The sequence below is a fragment of the Streptomyces olivochromogenes genome (assembly GCF_021538895.1).
GTDB classification, from domain to species: Bacteria; Actinomycetota; Actinomycetes; order Streptomycetales; family Streptomycetaceae; genus Streptomyces; species Streptomyces olivochromogenes_A.
The window spans coordinates 94,326-114,109 of the sequence record NZ_JADDRL010000007.1 but is presented as its reverse complement, the minus strand read 5'-3'; the positions used below and the strand labels follow the sequence as shown (position 1 = coordinate 114,109).

The 19,784-nt window shown below is 67.4% G+C and carries 20 protein-coding genes and 1 pseudogene; 9 read left to right on the top strand and 12 right to left on the bottom strand.

What is annotated here, in order from left to right:
- Positions 1-149: 149 nt before the first annotated feature.
- Entirely contained in the window at positions 150-908 is a 759-nt protein-coding gene (locus IPZ69_RS05510; RefSeq protein ID WP_235452743.1) for a helix-turn-helix domain-containing protein, read from the top strand.
- 2 nt (positions 909-910) lie between these two features.
- A complete protein-coding gene (locus IPZ69_RS05505) occupies positions 911-1,384 on the top strand; it encodes an NUDIX domain-containing protein (RefSeq protein ID WP_235452741.1) in 474 nt (157 codons plus the stop codon).
- Here the strand turns inward: IPZ69_RS05505 and IPZ69_RS05500 are convergent.
- From IPZ69_RS05500 to IPZ69_RS05490, 3 genes are all read right to left on the bottom strand, one after another.
- Positions 1,372-1,926 (bottom strand): HD domain-containing protein, encoded by a 555-nt coding sequence (locus tag IPZ69_RS05500; RefSeq protein WP_235452830.1) that lies wholly within the window; start codon positions 1,924-1,926, stop codon positions 1,372-1,374. The genes IPZ69_RS05505 and IPZ69_RS05500 overlap by 13 nt on opposite strands.
- 13 nt (positions 1,927-1,939) lie before the next feature.
- On the bottom strand, positions 1,940-2,401 hold the full coding sequence (locus tag IPZ69_RS05495; RefSeq protein WP_235452739.1) for a GntR family transcriptional regulator: 462 nt from the start codon (positions 2,399-2,401) through the stop codon (positions 1,940-1,942).
- 192 nt (positions 2,402-2,593) lie between these two features.
- Positions 2,594-4,381, bottom strand: a complete 1,788-nt coding sequence (locus IPZ69_RS05490; protein ID WP_235452738.1) for an ATP-dependent nuclease — start codon at positions 4,379-4,381, stop codon at positions 2,594-2,596.
- Between the two features lie 513 nt (positions 4,382-4,894).
- Between IPZ69_RS05490 and IPZ69_RS05485 the strand changes: the two genes are divergently transcribed.
- On the top strand, positions 4,895-5,464 hold the full coding sequence (locus tag IPZ69_RS05485; protein ID WP_235452736.1) for a hypothetical protein: 570 nt from the start codon (positions 4,895-4,897) through the stop codon (positions 5,462-5,464).
- A 740-nt stretch (positions 5,465-6,204) separates the two neighbouring features.
- Here IPZ69_RS05485 and IPZ69_RS05480 read toward each other — a convergent pair.
- Together IPZ69_RS05480 and IPZ69_RS05475 are read right to left on the bottom strand one after the other, a co-directional pair.
- A complete protein-coding gene (locus tag IPZ69_RS05480) occupies positions 6,205-6,792 on the bottom strand; it encodes a hypothetical protein (RefSeq protein WP_235452735.1) in 588 nt (195 codons plus the stop codon).
- Positions 6,793-6,914: 122 nt separating this feature from the next.
- Complete coding sequence (locus tag IPZ69_RS05475) at positions 6,915-7,133, bottom strand: hypothetical protein (protein ID WP_235452734.1); 219 nt, start codon at positions 7,131-7,133, stop codon at positions 6,915-6,917.
- On the opposite strand from IPZ69_RS05475, the gene IPZ69_RS47345 reads away from it, so the two are divergent.
- On the top strand, positions 7,054-7,578 hold the full coding sequence (locus IPZ69_RS47345; RefSeq protein WP_308407428.1) for a GntR family transcriptional regulator: 525 nt from the start codon (positions 7,054-7,056) through the stop codon (positions 7,576-7,578). The two genes, IPZ69_RS05475 and IPZ69_RS47345, sit on opposite strands and share 80 nt — an antisense overlap.
- A 138-nt stretch (positions 7,579-7,716) precedes the next feature.
- On the opposite strand, the gene IPZ69_RS05465 is transcribed toward IPZ69_RS47345, so the two are convergent.
- Together IPZ69_RS05465 and IPZ69_RS05460 are read right to left on the bottom strand one after the other, a co-directional pair.
- Positions 7,717-7,866 (bottom strand): hypothetical protein, encoded by a 150-nt coding sequence (locus IPZ69_RS05465; RefSeq protein ID WP_235452730.1) that lies wholly within the window; start codon positions 7,864-7,866, stop codon positions 7,717-7,719.
- Between the two features lie 466 nt (positions 7,867-8,332).
- A pseudogene (locus IPZ69_RS05460) lies at positions 8,333-8,929 on the bottom strand (FG-GAP repeat domain-containing protein); the annotation flags it as partial.
- A 210-nt stretch (positions 8,930-9,139) separates the two neighbouring features.
- On the opposite strand from IPZ69_RS05460, the gene IPZ69_RS05455 reads away from it, so the two are divergent.
- The 4 genes from IPZ69_RS05455 (at position 9,140) to IPZ69_RS05440 (ending at position 12,243) form a co-directional block, all read left to right on the top strand.
- Entirely contained in the window at positions 9,140-9,577 is a 438-nt protein-coding gene (locus tag IPZ69_RS05455; protein ID WP_235452727.1) for a hypothetical protein, read from the top strand.
- A 76-nt stretch (positions 9,578-9,653) separates the two neighbouring features.
- On the top strand, positions 9,654-10,931 hold the full coding sequence (locus IPZ69_RS05450; protein WP_235452725.1) for a hypothetical protein: 1,278 nt from the start codon (positions 9,654-9,656) through the stop codon (positions 10,929-10,931).
- Positions 10,913-11,515 (top strand): hypothetical protein, encoded by a 603-nt coding sequence (locus IPZ69_RS05445; RefSeq protein ID WP_235452722.1) that lies wholly within the window; start codon positions 10,913-10,915, stop codon positions 11,513-11,515. The genes IPZ69_RS05450 and IPZ69_RS05445 overlap by 19 nt, the downstream gene beginning before the upstream one ends.
- Complete coding sequence (locus tag IPZ69_RS05440; protein WP_235452719.1) at positions 11,512-12,243, top strand: ATP-binding cassette domain-containing protein; 732 nt, start codon at positions 11,512-11,514, stop codon at positions 12,241-12,243. The genes IPZ69_RS05445 and IPZ69_RS05440 overlap by 4 nt, the downstream gene beginning before the upstream one ends.
- Here the strand turns inward: IPZ69_RS05440 and IPZ69_RS05435 are convergent.
- Positions 12,216-12,650 (bottom strand): hypothetical protein, encoded by a 435-nt coding sequence (locus tag IPZ69_RS05435; RefSeq protein WP_235452716.1) that lies wholly within the window; start codon positions 12,648-12,650, stop codon positions 12,216-12,218. The genes IPZ69_RS05440 and IPZ69_RS05435 overlap by 28 nt on opposite strands.
- Before the next feature lie 62 nt (positions 12,651-12,712).
- On the opposite strand from IPZ69_RS05435, the gene IPZ69_RS05430 reads away from it, so the two are divergent.
- Positions 12,713-13,123, top strand: coding sequence for a MerR family transcriptional regulator (locus IPZ69_RS05430; protein ID WP_235452713.1), 411 nt, complete (start codon positions 12,713-12,715; stop codon positions 13,121-13,123).
- On the opposite strand, the gene IPZ69_RS05425 is transcribed toward IPZ69_RS05430, so the two are convergent.
- The 4 genes from IPZ69_RS05425 to IPZ69_RS05410 all read right to left on the bottom strand — a co-directional run bounded on the left by IPZ69_RS05425 (position 13,078) and on the right by IPZ69_RS05410 (position 19,643).
- A complete protein-coding gene (locus tag IPZ69_RS05425; protein WP_235452710.1) occupies positions 13,078-14,235 on the bottom strand; it encodes an SUKH-4 family immunity protein in 1,158 nt (385 codons plus the stop codon). The genes IPZ69_RS05430 and IPZ69_RS05425 overlap by 46 nt on opposite strands.
- A 250-nt stretch (positions 14,236-14,485) precedes the next feature.
- Positions 14,486-16,786: a xanthine dehydrogenase family protein molybdopterin-binding subunit gene (locus tag IPZ69_RS05420; RefSeq protein ID WP_235452707.1), complete on the bottom strand. Its 2,301-nt coding sequence runs from the start codon at positions 16,784-16,786 to the stop codon at positions 14,486-14,488.
- Positions 16,783-18,753 carry a 2Fe-2S iron-sulfur cluster-binding protein gene (locus IPZ69_RS05415; protein ID WP_235452705.1) on the bottom strand — a complete coding sequence of 657 codons (1,971 nt, stop codon included), beginning with the start codon at positions 18,751-18,753 and terminating at the stop codon, positions 16,783-16,785. Before IPZ69_RS05415 ends, IPZ69_RS05420 begins: the two co-directional genes overlap by 4 nt.
- Positions 18,750-19,643: an FAD binding domain-containing protein gene (locus IPZ69_RS05410; protein WP_235452703.1), complete on the bottom strand. Its 894-nt coding sequence runs from the start codon at positions 19,641-19,643 to the stop codon at positions 18,750-18,752. Before IPZ69_RS05410 ends, IPZ69_RS05415 begins: the two co-directional genes overlap by 4 nt.
- Between the last annotated feature and the right edge of the window lie 141 nt (positions 19,644-19,784).

Genomic DNA, 19,784 nt, shown 5'->3' with positions numbered 1-19,784 from the left:
GGCCGGATCCTCTTGGTTTTGCACCGGGACTTCTTGGCGCACCATCAGAATCGCTGCAGCTCAGGGGAGTTGGTTACCCCCTACCTGGACAGCTCCGGCTCAGCTGACTACCGTCAAGAGCTCCCTAGATGTCCCACGAGGGGGTACAGATGCCCAACGAGCGGTTACGGTCGGCCCTGCTAGCCCGCGGCATGACCGCCCAGAGCCTCGCGGACGAGATCAAGGTCAACCCGAAGACCGTGGAGCGCTGGATCACGCAGGGCAAGGTGCCGTACCGACGCCACCAGTACGCAACGGCAGCAGCGCTCAACATCGACGTGACAACGCTGTGGGACGACTCCCGAACACAGGACTCAGCAGCCGACCTGAGCAAGGCCGAGATCCAGGCCGTCTACCCCCATCGACACGTCGTGCCGTTCACCCTCTGGCGGGAGATGTGCGAACGCGCCACCGAGTGCATCGACATCCTTGTGTATGCCGGTATCTACCTGGCGGAGGACCCTCTCTTCTTCTCGACCTTGAAGGAGAAGTCCAAGAGCGGCGTCCGCATCCGGGTGCTCATGGGCGATCCGGAGTGCGAGGCCGTCATCCGACGCGGCATCGACGAAGGACATCGCATCATGGACGGCAAGATCCGTAATGCGCTGGTCAACTACCGCCCGCTGTTCACCAGTCACCCTGAGATTACCTTCCGCCTGCACGACACGGTGCTCTACAACTCGATCTACCGCGCCGATGACGAGATGTTGGCCAACACGCATGTCTACGGCATTGGCGCCTACATGGCGCCCGTGCTCCACCTGCGTCAACTCCCCGGAGGCAGTCTGTTCGACACCTTTGCCAATAGCGTTCAGCAGACCTGGGAAGGCGCCAGGCCAGTAACCGAACACGACATCACGGGAGCTTGAGTATGGGACGTATCGACTACTTGCACGACCCGGACGCCCCGCCGGCCAACTCAGTCGTGCCGTCGGTCGTCGCGTTCGTACAGAACGACGCAAGGCAGGTGCTCATGATTCAGCGATCCGACAATGGACGCTGGGCACTTCCGGGTGGCGGCCATGACGTGGGCGAGTCCATCAGCGACACGGTGGTCCGCGAGGTCTGGGAAGAGACCGGCATCAAGGCTGAAGTCGTCGACATGTCCGGGATCTACACAGACCCGGGGCACGTCATGCAGTACGACGACGGCGAGGTACGCCAACAGTTCAGCATCTGCTTTCGTGCCCGGCCGGTGGGCGGTGACCTGCGGACGAGCAACGAGACAACGCAAGTGCGCTGGGTTGATCCAGCGGACCTAGCGGAGCTCGACGTCCACCCCACCATGCGTCTTCGCATCGAGCACGCGATGGACCAGACCCGTCCGACTCCCTACATCGGCTGACGCTTGGTGGCAGCGACCCGTTCGAGTACGCGCGCCGTGCTCGCCAGAATCTCCGGTTCAGCGCGACGGATGAACGTACCGATGAGGCTCTCCGGCCCGTACCGCCCGGCAATCTCGTTGACTCGGTCCACGGGATTCGTCGGTGTGCCATCTGGTGTGGTGTTCATGTCGCAGTAGCAGAGCGCGTCGTTCAGGTGCGTACTCTCGCGTGGGAACTCGCCCTCAAGCTCCTCGCGCAGACCTCGCGCTTCGGCTTCCATCCACGCGCAGGAGTGATGCGCCACCAGCTGCACCACCCGTTCGTCAGCATTGGCGACGTCCCGCAAGTACCGGGCACCGTCAAGCGGATGGAATCCGGTCTTCGCAAGGTCGGGCGCGTAACCGATGTCGTGCAGTACGGCCGCAGCTTCCAGCAACTCGGCATCGTCCCCGAGGACAAAGGCAATGGTGCGCGCCCTCTCAGCCACCCCGAGGCAGTGCTTCCAGCGACGCGGCAGCGGCTCAGCCAGCAGGGACTCGGCCAGGTGGTACGCCCACTCCATCAGTTCCGACAAGCTACGAACGCTCCTCTCGATTCGGCACGGCGCGGACGGTCCGCACCTTGCCCTGCCCTCCACTCGCGAGCATGCCAGCGGCCTCCAATTTGTCGAGAGCCTTGGTCACGGTGGGGCGTGAGACTCCGAACCGGTCAGCCAGAACGGAAGCACTAGGAAACGCTGCCCCGACTTCCATGCCTTCATCCGCGATGATTTCCGCGATGCGCTCTTCCAGTGGGCGCCGGTCAGTCCACTCGCCTGCCCGCACGACACGCCAACGGCCACCCGGCACCGGTTCAGCGATGCCGTCTTTGTGGAGAACTTCGAACGCGCGGAGAGCGACCCCCCGCGAGATCTTGTAGTCGCTCATGAGGTCGGTGGCAGACGGAAGCACCGTCATGCTCGGGTCTGCCTCGATCCGCGCCCTCACTGCATCCGCGATCTTCAGGAAGGTCCCCCGAGGACTGGCCTGTTGCGGCACTCGTACTCCCTCTCTGCTCACCTGTCGTCGTCCTCAAGGGTCGCATGTCGGCTGCTCCGGAGAGCAGTGCGTGGCGCCATGCACAAGTTCGCCATCCGCCTCATTAGCCCACAGGTAGGAAGGGCGCGGGACCGGTCTCTCTGCCCTGCCGTCACAGGCCGCCCGCAAGACCTCGACATGGAGGACCTTGCCTTACTTCAGATGGTTCGCTGCCCGAATCAATTCAACGAGGCTTGATACACGGTCGGCTAGATCCAACACATCCCACACCGCATCCGATCCATTTATCGCGGCACGAGCAATCTCTACCTTATCCGGCGCCGTAACGCCAGGAGTCTCACCCTTTCGTCGCTTCACGCCAGTGAACATGTCACCAAATATATCCCTTGGTTTGACTGGACTTGCGGACGCATGCACCCTTTGTGCTGCCGAATTGAATTTTTCCACGGGCACATAGTTCTCAATCTCTCGCCCAGCAGTGACCCATGCGAAACCTCCATGTTCGGAAAATTCTTTCACGATCCTAACTTTCGTTTCCCTGAGAACCCCCTCCGCGGACTTAAGGTCAGAGTCGATAACGATCGCCATATTTCTGTTTATCTTGAGCAGCAGGATGAAGTCTTGCACTGCACCCGCCGGCGCAAGCCACTCCCCACCACTAAGGTGAGAAAGCAGCTTCCCCCCATAAAACATCACACTGTAGTGAATCCCCTCCGTCAACGACGGGTCTGTGACGCGGATCCAATGGTTTATGTAAATTCGATCCGAAGGCCCCTCAACCCAAACTATGAAGTTGGATTGCAGGATGTCCGATGCACGATATCCCAAACTTTGAGAGATGCGGGCACGGTTATCTTCGGTTACCGCCGTTCTTATTTTCGTACCATGCTCGTACGTGTGGGATATTTCAACGACCGTCACCTGAGGATTGTCCATTAGGCTCGTCGAGTGCGTGCTCAATAGGTACAGATTATCCGTCTCTTCCATCAGATAGCGGGCAAGCTTGCGGAGGAGAATGGGATGTAGATGAACTTCGGGCTCTTCAATACAGACAAGGGCGCCTGAATGCCAAGTCGAGGCTGCGGCGAGCATCACAACTTGCGAAACCCCTGCCCCAAGACTCTCGATAGGGAGAACTCGACCCCCGACGCTCACGTGGACCGTCGTACTGTTGTAAGGAATCGCGATCTGTGCATCGTCTTCCTCAAGCACACTCTGAAGGAACTTATTGATCCTTTGAAACTTCTTCGAATCCTCGCGATAACGCTCGGCTGAAGGCGAGTGCAGTGCGTGCAAAAAGCCGGGCAGACCTCTTCCATCCAAACGAGTCAGATTGGGTTCTGGACTGCCATCGGACACGATCTCCCGGAAAGCCGGGATCATGACCACCGTCGGGTAAATCAATGATTGAGGAAGGCGTTGCACGATGCCTTGAATATTCTCTTCCAGGCCTGAGGAAACGCCCGTGAGCTTGCCAGCGGCGTCGGCAAGCTCCCGTTCCCTCCCTCTCAGATCTACAAACGCCGCCTGTAGGGAATCGCGACTAAGGACGGGCGCCCCATTGGGCAAACCTCGCTCAAATCGGAACCAAAAAGCCTTATCCTCCTCGCTGTATAGAGCCGGATGCCTAACGAGGATTTCCAAGGCTTCTTGAGTCGCGATGCCAAGACGTGCACGATATTGAAATACACTTTCCAAGTGATCCAACGGGTCATCACTCGCCAGAGCAACCCCGAAGCCAAACGGAGGCACTTCCGTCCCCTCGGGAAGAATCGGAACATCGAGAGGGGATAGGTCTGAAATTGATGTCCCTCCTCCAGATAGCGGGGAGATGAATTTTTCTGCGAACCTGAAGATGTTACTCTTGCCGCTATTGTTTGGTCCGGCAATCACAGTCATCTTGCCCAGCGGAAAAATCCGCTGCGGTTCGGCGTAAAAGCTTCGAAAACCCCGGATCTCAATACCGGATATCTCACTCATGTTCTCACTCCCGGAAGAGAATACGGAGGTGCGGTCAGCTTGTAGACCATGGTGGTACAGATCGACGTCTGTGGTGGTGAGGACTGTGAACTTCATCCGAGAACCCGCTGGCGACGCTCATGCCCACCGCGGCTACGCGCCAGTGCCTGAGGCAGGAAGGGAGCTCGCCCCTCCGCCCCGTTGACCACGGTGAACTGAGACGGGTGCGGCCTCAAGTGAGGCCGCACCCGTCTCAGTTTCCGTCTCGTTCATGACCGTACGAGGCCGTCCAGGACCGTTCGCTGTGCAACACCGGACGCAGCGTCAGTACGGGACTGAACGCACACGAACACGTCCGGACCATGCTCTGACCAACCCGGACAAACCTGCAAAGCGGCTGCGCACCACCCAGTTTGACCACTCCTGTCAGCCTCTGGGAGAGCTTGCATACCTCTCAACTTCTTCAATTCGTCACCGCGTCGGACGGGAGGTCGCCAAGCTGATCCCCAAGCTCAATCACAACTCGGGGGATCGATGAAGAGTGGAGTTTCCCCGGCCACGCTGATCACCGTCTCGCTGATCACCGCTGTGGCCACCCTGCTGGCAGCGGCCCTGGCTGCACTGATCACCAGCTCCGTTGCTAAGCGCAACCTCAAGCACGCTGCTGAAGAGGCCGAGAAGGACCGTCACGCCAAAGCAAAGCTAGACGTGCGTAAGACACGTAGGGAGGCGTACGCAAGCTTCCTGACAGCGTGCCTGAAGGCACTCAACAGGATCGTGACTGACCCAGAGGACGACAGCCAATGGGGGGTGGATGGGGACCCCTGGAACAGGTACCGGTCCGAGACACGATCATCACTCTACGAGGTGTTGTACTCCCAGAGCTTGGTGGCAGTGGAGGGTCCGCGCGAAGTGATCAAGGCATCAGAGGAGGCCAGGCGGGCGGTACAGGACTTCCGTAACGCGAGGCAGGATTACCTCAAGCCCGGCCTTGAGGACAAGGCCAAGGAGGAGGCGTTGGTGCAGGCGAAGGACGCTAGGAGTGTTGCAACGCGGGCGGTTAACAACTTCGCCAAAGTTGCTCGGGAGCTACTCGGCAGCTGATCTTGGCCGGACATTGTCATGGCAACTCGGCCATCAGAGTGCGGGGCTCCCGTCTCAGTTTCCGTCTCGTTCATCGCCGTACACGGCCGTCCTGAGCCGTTCACCCTGCCCTGCGACCACGCCGTCCGTACGGGGCTGAACGCCGGTGAACGAGTCCGGATCATGCCCTGACGAGCCCGGACAAACCTGCAAAGCGGGTTACGCGGGTTCGATTCCCGCCACGGCCTCCAAAACAGTCTCTGACCTTTCCCTTACGGAATTAACCATAAGGGAACTCTTTATTATCCCCTATAGGGCTGGAAGCTCTATGCCTCCCTGAGAGCCTCCGATTGCTCCTCTGGCAACTCGGGACCAGGCGCAGCAGATAGGCGCTCAGGGGGGCACACAGGCGCCTTTGCGGGCCATTCTCCGGGGTCGGCCGGCTCGGGGTCACTGGGGGGCTGGATAATGCATTTCCACAATCCGCCATGTCTTCACAACCATCTTAGGCATCTTGTACAGACTCAGGATCAGACACTTCCCCCCCACCTGGTTGGTTGCTGACTCTATCGAGAGCACTTCCACGGTCTTACCGTTCCAGAGCTTCAGGTGATCCCCTGCTTTCAGCTTGTCGGCCCTCTTACGTGCTGGCTTGTCAATGCTTCCTCCTCATGGGACGTCGATTGCTTGAGCCATGACTGTCCCATGAGGCACTGACAAACGAGATGGAGTGATTCCGCTTACGGAAAAAGAACCACCCGTCACACGGATGGAGATGACAGCCCGAGTTCCGGGTAGTAGCCGTTGATCCTGTTGATCTGGTCGCCCAGCGCGCTGCGAGAGATCCGCTTCCCATGTACCTCTTCACCGTTAGTCAGCCGCACTACGACCGTCACTGAGCCCCAGCCAGGGGGAGGTGAAGTGGTTTCGAAGTCATACGGAATCTCCCAGTTCAATCCGCCAAAGGCTGGAAGCTCCATGTTCGGCGCCTTGGCGGGGCGTGTAGCCCCAACGCGGGGGATTTTGATCTCTTGGCGGACCGGAACGCGCCTCTTTGGCCAAGGTTTGCGAAACATCTTCTTGAGTGGATAACGCAGCGGCATCCAGCCCACCACGTAGACGCTCTCCACCTTGGCGGCTGTGGGGCTGAGATTCTTGACGTGCAGACGGAAACCGAAAGTGTTCTTGCCCTTCCTGGGGCGTTCAAAGTCTCCTAGCAGTCCCCACCTGGAGTCGACTTCGACTCGTGGCCTTACGCGACGGTAGGTCAACGCAGAGATGACCATGTTGGACCCGGTGAACACCGCACTGACGGACGCAATGATGATCGCGATAACTGGAAGCGACATGGACCAAGGATCCCCAGTAGCAAGCCCGTTGGACCCTGACTTGAGGGATAACAGAGGAACGGATACGAGAGAGCCCCTGGACGCCGTACAGAGGTATCCAGGGGCTTCCTGAGGGATGACTGCTACTCCCCGCTCTCCTCGTAGTCGGGAATCCTCTGCCCCCGGCTCTCAGCGATGTGCAGTACGTCCGTCAGGCTCTCGATGAGACGGCTGGCAATCCACCTCAGCTCATCTGCCGTCAGCTTGGCTTCCTCTCCGACCATGGGTCGTGCCAACTCCACGATGACGGTTGCCGTTTCGATCTGCTGGCTCTCGATCCTGTCTGCCAGCAGAGACAGCATGGTTGGGCTTCCGTCAGTGATCAGGTGTGCCCGCTTCCCCTCTGGTCCGCTCCAGGGCAACAGCCGTACGACGCTACGCTCTGCCATATCGACTCCTAGCAGTCGGTCACGCCCCCGGACAGTTCGCCCTGTCGCGGGGGTCCTTCCTCGGCCGAGGATACGCGCATACGCGTATACGCGGTCGCGTGAATGCGCGTACTCACGGATGCTCGGTTGTATGGATCTTGACCGCAGCAAGCCCGTATGGCCTCAGGTTGCTGCTGAGCTACGCCGACGGCTGGACTCAGGTACATACGCCCCTGGGGAGCGATTCCCTGCCGTGGTGGAGCTTGCTACCGAGCTGGACGTAGCTCCGTCGACCGTCCAGAAAGCCGTAGCGGCTCTCAGGGAAGAGGGCAGGCTCTACACCGTGCTCGGGCAAGGGTCGTTCGTCTCCAAGAGCTGACGTGCTTCTCTGCCCAGCAAGAAGCCCCGCTACGCGGACCGCCATCGGGGCGTTCCAGGTCGCAGCGAGGCTTCTTGCACGTTCTGGTGTCGGGTAGCGCGTGAACGATCTCTACAGAGACACGGCTCCCAGAGTCGGCTACTCGGTGCTGAACTGCCTCCATGCGTCGCGAATCTCAGCGAAGGAGTTAAGCGTCAGAGTTGTCGCCGTGCTCAGATCGTGAGCCACGATAGCGATCCCCAGCAAGACAGCGCTCACCACGCCAAGGATCTTGAACAGCTTCTTCATCCCGTCTCCGGCTTCCCAACTACTCGATGGGACCGGTCCGTGCGGGTTGCTCGAACCGGGTATTACCGACCGGCTCGGGCATGCACAGAGACATACCGCGTCCGGCCAAACCTCTGGCCTTCCATGGTCATTTCCTGTCTCTGTCTCATTTCCTTTGTCACGTTCGACTTGAAGAGCCCTGCCCGCTGTATGTCACGGACCAGATGGGGCTACCGCTCTCGGAGCGGCCCGAACAACGTGTCCAAATATACCTCGTTGCCGGAGTCTCCCGTACGGCCGTCAGTGCCCGCTGTTGGGTAAGTCACCTCACCTCATCTGAGCCGCTTGACCGAGGGGGCGAGCCTGGTCAGACTCGGTACGAGTCCCTGGCTGCGTGAGTAGACTGCAAAGCGGGTTACGCGGGTTCGATTCCCGCCACGGCCTCCACTACTCCGAGCAGGCAAAATGCCTCGCTCACCTGTGGTTCTCAGCCCCAGATGTCGTAGTACTGGAAGCCGTTGCCGACCGATACCCGCGGGGCGAAGATCTCGCTGGTGGCCTTGGCGGTGCCCTTGTAGAGGTAGAGCGTGCCGCCGGGGGTGCGGGCCAGGAAGTCGGCGATGCCGTCGCCGCTGATGTCGCCGACCGCGTCGAAGGCGTTGTAGCCGGTCCAGGCGCTGCGCACCTTGATCCGGGAGGAGAAGGCCGCGGAGCCGGTCTTGCCGGTGCCCTTGTACAGGTACAGGTCGCCGGTGCCGGCCTGGCGGGCGAGCAGGTCGGCCCTGCCGTCACCGGTGAAATCGCCGTGACCGCGCACGGAGTTGTACTGGTTCCAGCCGGTGCGCACGGAGAAGCGGGCGCCGAAGGTGCCGTTGCCCTTGCCGGGGTAGATCCACATGGTCCCGCCGGAGTCCACCGACAGGAGGTCGGGCAGGTAGTCGCCGGTGACGTCGCCCGGCGCGATGATCCGGGTGCGGGTCTTCCAGCCGGTGAAGATCTTCGTGTCGGTCCAGGAGCCGCCCGTGCGGGCACTGTTGAGCACGAAGTGCTCCCGGTACACGTCACCGGTGGAGGCGACCCGGTGATCGCCGCGCGTGACGGAGGCGTCCGGTGGGGGGGGCAGAGCCGAGCCCCACCGTGATCAACACCCCCTCATCACGGCAAACGGTAGCCAAACAACAAGCCACGCTGGCTGAAAGTTGACGTAAAGATCATTTAAACAGTAGGTTCCCGCCGATCCACCCGGAAGTGATCATGGAAAGCATGGCGCCGGGTGGAGGACTGGGGAACCCGTATGTCGGGCACATCAATCAAGCGCGTCTCCACCGTGGCCGGCCTGGCCGCCGCCGCCGTTCTTGCCGCGGCGCCGGGCGCCTGGGCCAACTGGTCGAGCTACATCAACTCTTGGACGGACGGCGACACCTCCCGCACCTGGGCCGACGAGAGCTACAGCCAGGTCCAGTTCACCGGGTGCACGGCTCAGTACGCCACCACGAAGCAGGTCGTCGTCCAGCTGTGGGACTACGACGCGCTGTCGTCCAACGACTACTACGGCTCCAAGACCTTCACCAACTGCTTCAACGGCGCCTCCTACACGAGCAACGGTGAGTGGACCGGGCTGCCCACCGAGCCGGACTTCTACTTCGAGACCTCCAAGGTCGGTCAGGGCGGGAGCTGCTGCCTCCTCAACGTGAAGTCGGTCTACGTCGACACCACCAAGGCCGACAGCTGACCTTCGGTCCGAGGCGCGGCGCTGCCCCGTGGGGCACGCCGCGCCTCAGCCCGTCCCGAGCCCCACGAGGAACCCCTTGAAACCGCTCGCCCGAATCCGGTCCAGCAGCGCGCTGTGGGTGTCACCCGTCGTCCTGCTGCTCGTGCTCGCCTATTACTTCACGGACATCACATCCGACCTGCGGCTCGATCCGATCGACTACGCGCCCACCGTCGTCGACGCGGTGCTGCGCAACCTGATACCCGTGGCCTACGCGGTCGCCGCGGCGCTGGGTGCCTGGGAGGCACGCAAGCTCGGCAACGCGGACGTCTGGCAATGGGGCGCCGTGCGCTCCCGCTACGCCATCGCCGCGCACAGCCTCGTCCCTGTGGTCGCGCTGGCCTGGCTGGTCCTGCTCCTTCCCGTCCTGTGCGGGCTGATCCAGACGGGAACCCCGCTGGATGTGCCGGGAGCCGGACTCGTGGTGTTCGCCATGCTGCTCTGCGCGGCCCATGCGGTGATCGGGTTCGGCTGGGGAGTCGCGATCCGGCACATCGCGGCGGTTCCGGTGATCGCGGTCCTCGACTTCCTGGCCCTGGGCTGGTCCACAGGACTCACCGTCGCCTGGCCCCGGCATCTCACCAGCCTCTACCCGGGCAGGCTGCTGTTCGGCGAACTGCCGACCGCGCCGGCCATCGCGGCACCCCTGCTCGTGGGCGTCGGCGCCGCCGCGGCGGTGGCCCTGCTCTGGTCGGGGATACCCCGGCCGTGGTTGCGCGCCGCCCTCGCCGGGGCGCTGGCGCTGGCGTGCTTCGGCGGCGGGTACGCCATCGTCAAGGACTGGAGCTACATCGGGCCCCGGAGCACGGGTCACGGATCGATGTCCTGCACGAACGGCAGCCCGCGCATCTGCACCCCCTCGGCCTACGCCGCAGAACTCCCCGCCTTGCGCGAAGAGGTGACGGCCGCCCTGCGAAAGCTCCGGAAAGCGGGTATCGACGCCCACCCCGCCACGTTGACGGACACGCTCGCCGCGGTGCGGTACCCGGCGCCGTCCACGACCACCGACTGGCACTTCCCGCTCGGCGAGAGCCACGCGGCGGGTACGACGCCCTACCAGGTCGCCCGCGCGGCGGTTCGCTTCGAGTGTGCGCCGCCCGCGACGGAGCCCGCCCGCCTCGTCTACTACTGGGTGTCCATGAAGGTCGGCCAGGGCGATGTCTACCTCCGGCGCCTGTCCACCGAACCCGACTTCACCGCGCGGAAGCGGGAGCTGCTGCGCGCGCGGGTGGGCAAGGTTCTCGACCTGGACGTCGCGGACCAGACGAACTGGTTCCGGCGCACCGTCGCCTCCGCGTGCGAGCGGACGTCATGACCTGGTGGCTCAAGGCGCGGCGGGTGCACACTCACCTGCCGGCCGGACTCCTGTTGTTCCTCCTGCTGGCCGCCGTCGTCCAGGACGGCCCGGTTCACCTGCCGTCGATATCGCTGGGCACCTCGGAAGGGGTGCAGGCCATGATCTTCGTGCCGCTCGTACCGGCGGCGATCCTGTTCAACTGCCTCGGATCACGGTTCGGCTCGGCGGAGGACTCGGGAACCCGGTGGGTGCGGGGGTACGACGCTCTGCTCGCGCTCGGCGTCGTCGCGCTCACCTCCCCGGTGGGTTCCGCCGTGGCAGCCGCGACCGGTTCCCGTGCCGCCGAGTCCCTGGGCCGCAACACCGCTTTCCTGGTGGGACTCACCCTGCTGTGCGGCGCCCTCTTCGGCAGCTCCGCCGTGCTGATGCCGGCGGTGTGGCCGCTGTTGGTGGTCATGTTCGGTCTGCGCCGCCCGAACGATCCGTATCCGTGGACCGTGCTGCTCGAACCGGCCCACACCTGGTACGCCACCGCCGGCGCCGCACTGATGCTCGCCGCCGGGATCGGCGCACATCTCATCTTCGCTCGGAGGTCCGCATGACCGTCGTACTGGAATCCTGCAGCTATGGGTACGGCCGCCGTCGGCGTCCCGTGCTCTCGGACTTCGACTACCGGCTGCCGGGCGGACTGACGATCCTGCTCGGGCCCAACGGCGCCGGAAAGTCGACCCTGCTGAAGCTCGCCGCGGGGGTCACCTCCCCCCGAAAGGGGACGGTGACGCTCGACGGCATCTCCGCGCGGTCCAAGGACTACCGCCGTGCGGTGGCCTGGATGCCACAGACGATCACCCCGCTGCCCTCACTCACCGTGCGGGAGTACGTCGCCTACGCGGGGTGGCTGAAGGGGATGAACCGGCGCACCGCCTGGGACGAAGCACCCCGGGCGTTGGCCCGTGTGGAGATGGGCAGAAACGCGAGGGAAAGGACGGACCGGCTCTCCGGAGGGCAACTGCGCAGGGTCGGCGTGGCCTGTGCCCTCGTGCACGAGGCGCGCGTACTGCTCCTGGACGAGCCGACGGCGGGCATGGACCCGCGTCAGCGCCGCGTCTTCCGGGACCTGCTGGCGAGCCTGAAACAGGACGTGAGCGTCCTGATGTCCACCCACGACGTGGCCGATCTCGCCAAGGAGGCGGACCACGTGTCGATCCTGGCGTCCGGACGGCTGGTGCTCAGCGGCACGACCGCCGAGTTCCTGTCCCACACCCCCGCGGGAACGGCCGAGGGCAGGAGCGCGGAAGGAGCCTACACAGCACTGCTCCAGTCCCTCTGACGCAACCACGGGACGAGTTGGGCGGCCCCGAAGGCTGTCTCCAGTGCGAAGAAGGGCCACAGGAGGGCGGGGAGGCCCTGGGTGGTCAGGGCGTAGGCCTGCCACAGGGCGAAGAGGGTGCGGGCGGCGCCGTCGTAGAGGCCGTGGACGGGGAGGGGGCGGGTGATCCGCAGGAGGGACCAGATCACCACGACCGAGCCCATCAGGTTCGCGTAGAGGGTCTGCATCGGGTCGAGGGCGGGCAGGGTGCCCAGGCCGGTGGCCTCGCCCAGGGAGGAGAGGGCGTCGTGCAGCAGCGCGTAGGTCCACGGTGTCGCGAAACCGGCGGTGACGACCAGGTCGTACCAGGCGCTGGCCCGGACGAGGCGGAGGTAGGCGGGACGGGAAGGCGAAAGGAGTCGGTTCACGACGCCCGACGCTAAACACTGGAGTACTGTCCAAGGTCAAGCCCACGATCCGACGGGGGATCATGCGTATCGGTGAGCTGGCCGAGCAGACCGGGATGACCAGGGACACCCTTCGCTTCTACGAGAAGGTGGGCCTCGTCGAGGGGCGGCGGCTGGCCAACGGCTACCGCGACTTTCCGCCGGAAACGGTGCCCTGGCTGCTGTACGTCCGCACCGCCCAGGCCCTCGGCTTCTCGCTGGCCGAGATCGCCCGGCACGGTGCGGAACTGCGGGACGCGCCGGACTCCGCCACGGCGCTGTCGGCACTGTTCGAGGACAAGATCCGGGTGATCGACGAGCGGATGGCCGAACTCGCCGCCCTGCGGGACGAGCTCGGTGCGCGGGTCGGTACCGGGTGCCCGCTACGGGCGGACGACGCGACCGACGGTCACAGGACGCCGCCCGCCTCGTCCTGGAAGGTCTCCGTCCAGTAGTGGCACGCGGCGTCCGTCGTCGCGGCGGTGGGGTCGACGGCCACCAGGGTGTGGAGCATCGTGGCGGCCAGCTGGGCGTAGGCCTCGGTGGTCAGCTCATGGCCCAGGTGGGCGTCGATCGTGCGCTCGTGGTGCAGGAGCCAGAGCGTGTACGCGAGCGTGGAGACGTCCGTGTTGAGGGGGTTCAGGCTCGCCTCGGGCTCGCTGAAGTTCAGGACGGCGCCGGTCCTGCCGTCGACCACCAGGCTGTTGTCCTCGACCAGGTATCCGAGGCGTATGAGGTGGTCGGCGTGGGCCGGGAGGGCGTCCAGGGGGTATTCGCCGGCTCGCTCGTCCTCGTAGTACTCCGTCAGGGTCGGCAGGGGGACGTCCGTGTCCAGCCGGAAGAGGACCGCGTCCTCGGGCAGGCCGGTCTCGCGCAGGAAGCGGCGGGTCGGCTCGTGGGTGAGCGTGGCCGGGAAGTCGACGTCCTCGAAGCGGGCCACCCGGCCCTGTCCGAACTCCTGGTCCAGGAGGCGGGCCGGGACGTCCAGGGTCAGGCCGAAGTCCCCGCCGGGGCCCGCGGCCAGGGCGAGGGGGCGGATCAGCGCGGCCGCCTTCCAGTAGGGCGGCACCCGACCGTCGGCGTCCTCCTCGAAGAGGGCGAGGAGCCGGCGGGACACCTCGCTCGCCACCTTCGGGCCGTACTGCCCGGCGAAGGAGGCGAAACGGCCGCGCAGACCGGCCAGCTCCTCCGTGACCGCCGCGAAGCGCAGCAGGGTCGCCAGGGACGACGCGAGAGGCAGCGGGTCCGGGGCGAAGAGGTGCGCGGTGCTGATCTCGCCCGTGCCGCCGTCGAGCAGGACCGCCTCGCGCAGCATGCCCGCCGGGCCGACCAGTTCCCCTATCACCAGCCGGTCGCGCAGCTCCTCCGCCAGCCGTGAGGGGCCGTCCGTCGCGTCCGCGAGGGTGCGCAGGCCCGCCGTGCGCAGCGGCTCGAAGGTCAACAGGCCGCTGCTGCCGGGCAGTCCGGGACCCGTGAGCAGGTCGCGCGTCGGCGCGTGTGTGACGTACAGACCGAGTTGGTCCTCGGTCAGGGTGATCGCCGCGACACCGGCGTCGGTCGTGCTCATCGCTCCCCCCGATTTCGGTCGTACCTCGTCGTGCACAGTCCCCGGCGGGGCACGTCACGGCCGGCGTCCGGCCTCCCGTCGGAAGCGGCCGTCCCCCACTGACCAGAACACTACGCCGCACCACTGACAACGGGCCCTCGGCACAAGACGCCGGGTGACGCCCATCCGTTCCGCCCCAGGGTGACCCGCACGAACACGCCACCGGACGCGCCGCCGGACACGGGGGGCTCCCGCGATCGCCCGCGGGGGCTCACTGGCCGGTCGTCACCACCGCCGCCTGCGGGCGGATCGGCAGGCGGTTCACCGGGCGGCCCGTCGCGGCGCGCACGGCGGAGGCGATGGCCGCCGGGGAGGTCACGACCGGGACCGCGCTGACCGACTTCGCGCCGAAGGGGGCGACCACGTCCCGCTCCTCGATCAGCCTGACGATCCGGATGTCCGGGGCGTCCAGGGCCGTCGGGAGGGCGTAGCCCGTGAGGTCGGGGTGGCGGATCAGGCCGCGCGGGGTGCGCAGATTCTCGGTGAGCGCGATGCCGACGCCCTGGGTGACGCCCGCCTCGATGCGCGCGGCGAGCTGCGTCGGGTTGAGGATCCGGCCCACGTCCTGGGCGACGGCCAGCTCCACGACGCGCACGGAGCCGAGCTCGATGTCGACGTCCACCACCGCGCGGATCGCGCAGAAGGCGAGGCCGACGAAGGCGTCGCCCTGGCCGTCGGCGTTGAGCGGCTCGGTGGGGTGCGGGCGGCACTGCGCGGTGGCCCACAGCTCCTTGCCGTCCAGCGCCTCGGTGACGGTGGTCGACAGCACGCCGTCGTACGAGGTGATCTTGCCGTCGGTGATCTGCAGCAGTTCGGTGGACATGCCGAACTTGTGCGCCAGGGGCTGCAGGAGCTGCGTGCGGACCATCTTCGCCGCCCGCTCCACCGCACCACCGGACACCCAGGTGTGACGGCCGCGGCAGCCCGCGCCCGCCGGGGGCTGGTCGGTGTCGACCGGCGCCACGTGCACCTCGTCGATGCCCAGCGTGTCCTGGACGATCTGCCGGGCGAGCGTGGTGAAGCCCTGGCCGCTCTCCACGGCCGCGCACAGGACGGTGGCCACGCCGTCGTGGACCTTCACCGTCGCCGTCGAGACCTCGTCGGCGCCCTCCGCGCCGAGCATGTGCACCATGCCCAGGCCGTAGCCGACGCCCCGGCGCACCGCGCCCGGCTCGCCCGCGCCCTCGGGGCCGCCGGGCAGCAGCCACTCGTCCTCGGGGGTGTCCTTGGGAAGCTGCGGGAGCGGGAAGTCCCGTACCGCCTGGAGGAGTTCGGCGACGGGGGCCGGGCAGGTCACCGTCTGGCCGATGGGCAGGACGTCGCCGGTCGCGAGGACGTTGCGCAGCCGCAGCTCGGCCGGGTCCAGGCCGACCTTCTTGGCGAGCTTGTCCATCTGCGCCTCGTAGGCGGCGCACACCTGCATGGCACCCTCCCCGCGCACATGGCCGGAGGGCGGGTTGTTGGTGCGGACGGCCCAGCCCTCGATGAAGGCGTTCGGGACGACGTACGGACCGCAGGCGAAGGAGACGGCGGCGGCCAGGGCCTCGCCGGAGGTGTCGGCGTAGGCGCCGGCGTCCAGCAGGATCTGCGCCTCGACCTTGACCAGCTTGCCCTCGGCGTCGGCGTGGTGGCGGTAGCGCAGGAGGGTCGGGTGGCGGTGGACGTGACCGAGGAAGGACTCCTCGCGGGTCGCCGTCAGCTTCACCGGGCAGCCGGTTTTCAGGGCCAGCAGGCCGAGCGGGATCTGGAAGCCCTGGTCCTCGCGGTCGGCGGTGGCGCCGGGCACACCGGTGACCACGATCTTCACCCGTTCAGGCGACAGGCCGTAGCACGCGGCGGCCGAGTTGCGGTCGGCGTGCGGGTCGGTGGAGGCCAGGTACAGCTCGACGCCGCCGTCGGGGCGGGGCACGGCGAGGCCCGCCTCGGCCCCTATGGGGGCGGGGTCTTGGCGGCCGATGCGGTACAGGCCCTCGACGACGATCTCGGCGGCCGCCTCCGGGTCGCCGTGGTGCAGCGGGATGTGCCGGATCAGGTTGCCGTCGGGGTGCAGCGGTTCGGCCTCGAAGGCCTGCTCCGGGTCGGTCACCGGGTCGAGCACCTCGTACTCGACGATGACGGCCGCGGCGGCCATCCGCGCGGTGTCCGGGTGGTCGGCGGCGACGGCGGCGATGGGCTCGCCGTGGTGGCGCACGACCTCGGAGGCGAACACCGGGCGGTCGGGGGTGCCCCGGCCGTGGCGCGGGGTGCCGGGCACGTCCTCGTGGGTCACGACGGCCCGTACGCCCGGCATCTCGCGCGCGTGGGAGGTGTCGATGGACACGATGCGCGCATGCGGGTGCGGGGAGCGCAGGACGGCCGCCCACAGCAGGCCCTCGGCCCACAGGTCGGCCGCGTACGGGAACGTGCCCTCGGTCTTGGCGCGGGCGTCGGCCGGCGGCAGGGAGGAGCCGAGGCCGTGCGGCGGGCCCTCGGGGGCGTCGGGGGCGTCCGCGGTGGCGGCGTCGTTGCTCACGCCTGGCCTCCGTCCTGGCCGTAGTGCCGGTCGTGCGCGACGGGTGAGCCGTGTGCCTCGAACGCCGAGGGGTTGACGCCGCCGGCTCCGGGACCTGCCTGGTGCGGGATGCGTGCCCCGTCGGCGTCCGTCTCGGCGTCCGCCGCGGCGGACGCCTCGCGTTCGGCGACGACCTCCTGGACCGCGTCCAGGACGCCCCGGTAGCCGGAGCAGCGGCACAGGTTGCCGCACAGGGCCTGGCGGGCCTCCAGTTCGGTCGGCGCCGGGTTGCCCTCCAGGAGGTCGTGCACGGTCATCGCCATGCCCGGCACGCAGAACCCGCACTGCACCGCGCCGCACTTGGCGAGCGCCCGCTGCACGTCCGAGGACTGTCCGTCGACGGCGAGTCCCTCGACCGTACGGACCTCGCTGCCGGCCGCGGTGACCGCGGGCACCAGGCAGGAGGCGACGAGCCGCCCGTCCACCTGGACGTTGCACGCCCCGCACTCGCCCTGCGAGCAGCCGTCCTTGGCGCCGGCGAGTCCGAGCCGCTCGCGCAGCACGTACAGCAGGGACTCGCCGATCCAGGCGTCGGAGACGGGGCGCTCGACGCCGTTGACGCGCAGGACGTAGGCGGCGAGGGGGTGGTCGTCGTGCGGCGGGACGGAGCCCGCCGCGTCGTCGGACTCGGCGTCCGTCGCAGCCGTTTCCCCGGCCTCCGGGGCGAGTTCGGCATCCGGGGTGGCATCGGGGTCCACGGGGCGCCCAGAGGGCCCCTCAGAGGCCTCCTCGGCCCCGCGGGCGGCGTCGGCCTCCCTCGCCGCGAACGCCTCGCCCGACTCGGCGTCTTCGGCCGGCTCGCGCGCCGCGTCCGCCTCGTGCACGGGGTGCCCGGCGACGACGCCGGCTCCGCGTCCGGCCAAGGTGTCGGAGCTCCGCCCGGTCAGGGTGTCGTGACCCTGCCCCGCCAGAGTGTCGTGGCTCTGCCCGGCCGGCGTGTCGTGACTCCGCCCGGCGAGGGTGTCGGAACCCCGGCCGCCCAGCGTGTCGGAACCGCGTCCGGCCAAGGTGTCGTGGCTCTGCGCGGCCGGCGTGTCGTGCCGCTGGCCGCCCAGCGTCTCGGAACCCCGGCCGCCCAGCGTGTCGTGGCTCCGCCCGGCGAACGTGTCGTGGCCCTGCCCGGCCGAGGTGCCGGTGTCGTGCCCGGGCATCGTCCCGGTGGCGTGCCCGGAGAGCGTCCCGGTGTCGCCGTCGGTCGGCGGTTCCGGGTAGCCGCCCGCGAACGGGGCGCCGGTGCCGGGGCGGTCGGCGCCCGATGCGGGCGCGTGTTCCTGGGTCCGGGCCTCGCCCGGCCGTGTGTCCGCCGGCTGTCCGCCCGCGCGCGGGTGTCCCGCCGGCGCTTCGGACTCGGTCCCCGGACCCGTCTGCCGGTGGTCCCAGGACCGGTCCGCCGGCTCGGTCGCCCAGGGCGCGGACGCGCCGCCGGGGAGGGTGGCCGGCGGGGTGCCGCCCCACTGCTCGACCAGCGAGGACGTGGTGAACTCGCCCGATTCGTCCGGAAGGTCGCCGCCCGCGACGGGGATGGACCACTGGCCGGTCACGTCGTGGCCGGGGGCGGGCGCCGGCGCGGGCGGGGGCTCCTCGAAGGTCCACTGCTGGGTGGCGGCGGGGTGGTACGTGAACCGGTCGTCCGCGCCCGCGTCCTGGGGCACGGCGTTCGGGTCGGGCCACTGGGTGCCGTCGGCCGGCATGGTCCAGGTGCCCGTGGCCGCCGGATCGGTCCCGGCGTTCGTGGCGGGAGCCACCGTTATCTGCGGCGGCACGTACCCGTGGCCGGGCGCGGCGAGCGGGCTGTCGGCGGCCAGGAGGGCGTCGATGCCGCCCTCCGGAAGCTTCACGAAGGCGGTGGCGCCGTCGTCGTAGTCGCCCTGGGGCAGCGGATCCCAGCGCCCCCGCGACGTGCCGTCCCCGTGCTGGTCGTCGGTCACGACAGCGCCCTCCCCAGTGCTCGTCGGGCCAGCGCGGCGACGGTGCGCCGCAGGTGCAGTACGGCGGGCGGAAGCGCCGGCACGGATCCGTCCTGCTCCGGGGCCGGGTCGGGGATGCAGGCCGAGGCGACGTACTCCCCGAAGGCGTTCAGCGCCTCGGGGACGATCGCCCGGTCGTTGTCCCAGTCGATGAGCTGGGCGACCCACTGCTCGGCCTCCAGGGGCCTGAGCGGCATGGGCGCTATGGCGCCGACGGCGCACCGCACTCCGCGCCGGGCGGGATCGAGGACGAGGGCCACGGAGGCGACCGCACGGCCCGGCCCGGTCCGGCCGGTCGCCTTCAGGAAGACCTGCGGAGCGTGCAGCAGCGGCACGCGCACGTAGCCGATGAGTTCGCCGGCGCGCAGCATCTCCACGCCCGCCAGCAGGTGCGACACCGGGATCTCCCGGCCCGTACCGCCCGGGCCGGCGATGATCAGCGCCGCCTCCAGGGCGGCCAGCACCGGGAGCGCGTCGCCGGTGGGCGCGGCGGAGGCGATGTTGCCGCCCAGGGTGCCCGCGTTGCGGATGTGCGGCGGGCCCGCGGCGCGCGCGGCGGCGGCGAGCGCCGGGATCAGGGCCGCGAAGTCGGGGCGGCCCATGCGGGCGTGCGTGAGGCCGGCGCCGAGCAGCGCGTGGCCGTCCTGGTACTGCCAGCCGCGGATCTCGCTGATCCGCCCGAGACCCACCAGGGCGGCGGGCCTGAGCTGTCCGGAGTTGACGGCGGCCATGAGATCGGTGCCGCCCGCGACGGGAACGGCGGCGGGCATGGCGGTGAGCGCCGCCACGGCCTCGTCCAGAGTCGTGGGCAGCGTGACGGCCTGCGCCGCCTGCGGTGCGTGCGTGGTCAAACCGGCTGCCCCTTCCCGCTGCCCCACCTGGTCCCACCTGTGTTGCCGTACGGTACGTGCTGACAGGGCGGACGTGGCAACTCTGGCACATCATCGCAACACTCGAACGCGGGGGTCCGCTAGGAGGCATTCGCCCACCTC

Excerpts from the sequence above, each read along its gene's own strand:
- IPZ69_RS05510 (WP_235452743.1), top strand. The coding sequence starts at position 150 with ATGCCCAACGAGCGGTTACGGTCGGCCCTGCTAGCCCGCGGCATGACC.
- IPZ69_RS05505 (WP_235452741.1), top strand. The coding sequence starts at position 911 with ATGGGACGTATCGACTACTTGCACGACCCGGACGCCCCGCCGGCCAAC.
- IPZ69_RS05500 (WP_235452830.1), bottom strand. The coding sequence starts at position 1,926 with ATGGAGTGGGCGTACCACCTGGCCGAGTCCCTGCTGGCTGAGCCGCTG.
- IPZ69_RS05490 (WP_235452738.1), bottom strand. The coding sequence starts at position 4,381 with ATGAGTGAGATATCCGGTATTGAGATCCGGGGTTTTCGAAGCTTTTAC.
- IPZ69_RS05485 (WP_235452736.1), top strand. The coding sequence starts at position 4,895 with ATGAAGAGTGGAGTTTCCCCGGCCACGCTGATCACCGTCTCGCTGATC.
- IPZ69_RS05480 (WP_235452735.1), bottom strand. The coding sequence starts at position 6,792 with ATGTCGCTTCCAGTTATCGCGATCATCATTGCGTCCGTCAGTGCGGTG.
- IPZ69_RS47345 (WP_308407428.1), top strand. The coding sequence starts at position 7,054 with ATGGGTCGTGCCAACTCCACGATGACGGTTGCCGTTTCGATCTGCTGG.
- IPZ69_RS05475 (WP_235452734.1), bottom strand. The coding sequence starts at position 7,133 with ATGCTGTCTCTGCTGGCAGACAGGATCGAGAGCCAGCAGATCGAAACG.
- IPZ69_RS05465 (WP_235452730.1), bottom strand. The coding sequence starts at position 7,866 with ATGAAGAAGCTGTTCAAGATCCTTGGCGTGGTGAGCGCTGTCTTGCTG.
- IPZ69_RS05455 (WP_235452727.1), top strand. The coding sequence starts at position 9,140 with ATGTCGGGCACATCAATCAAGCGCGTCTCCACCGTGGCCGGCCTGGCC.
- IPZ69_RS05440 (WP_235452719.1), top strand. The coding sequence starts at position 11,512 with ATGACCGTCGTACTGGAATCCTGCAGCTATGGGTACGGCCGCCGTCGG.
- IPZ69_RS05430 (WP_235452713.1), top strand. The coding sequence starts at position 12,713 with ATGCGTATCGGTGAGCTGGCCGAGCAGACCGGGATGACCAGGGACACC.
- IPZ69_RS05425 (WP_235452710.1), bottom strand. The coding sequence starts at position 14,235 with ATGAGCACGACCGACGCCGGTGTCGCGGCGATCACCCTGACCGAGGAC.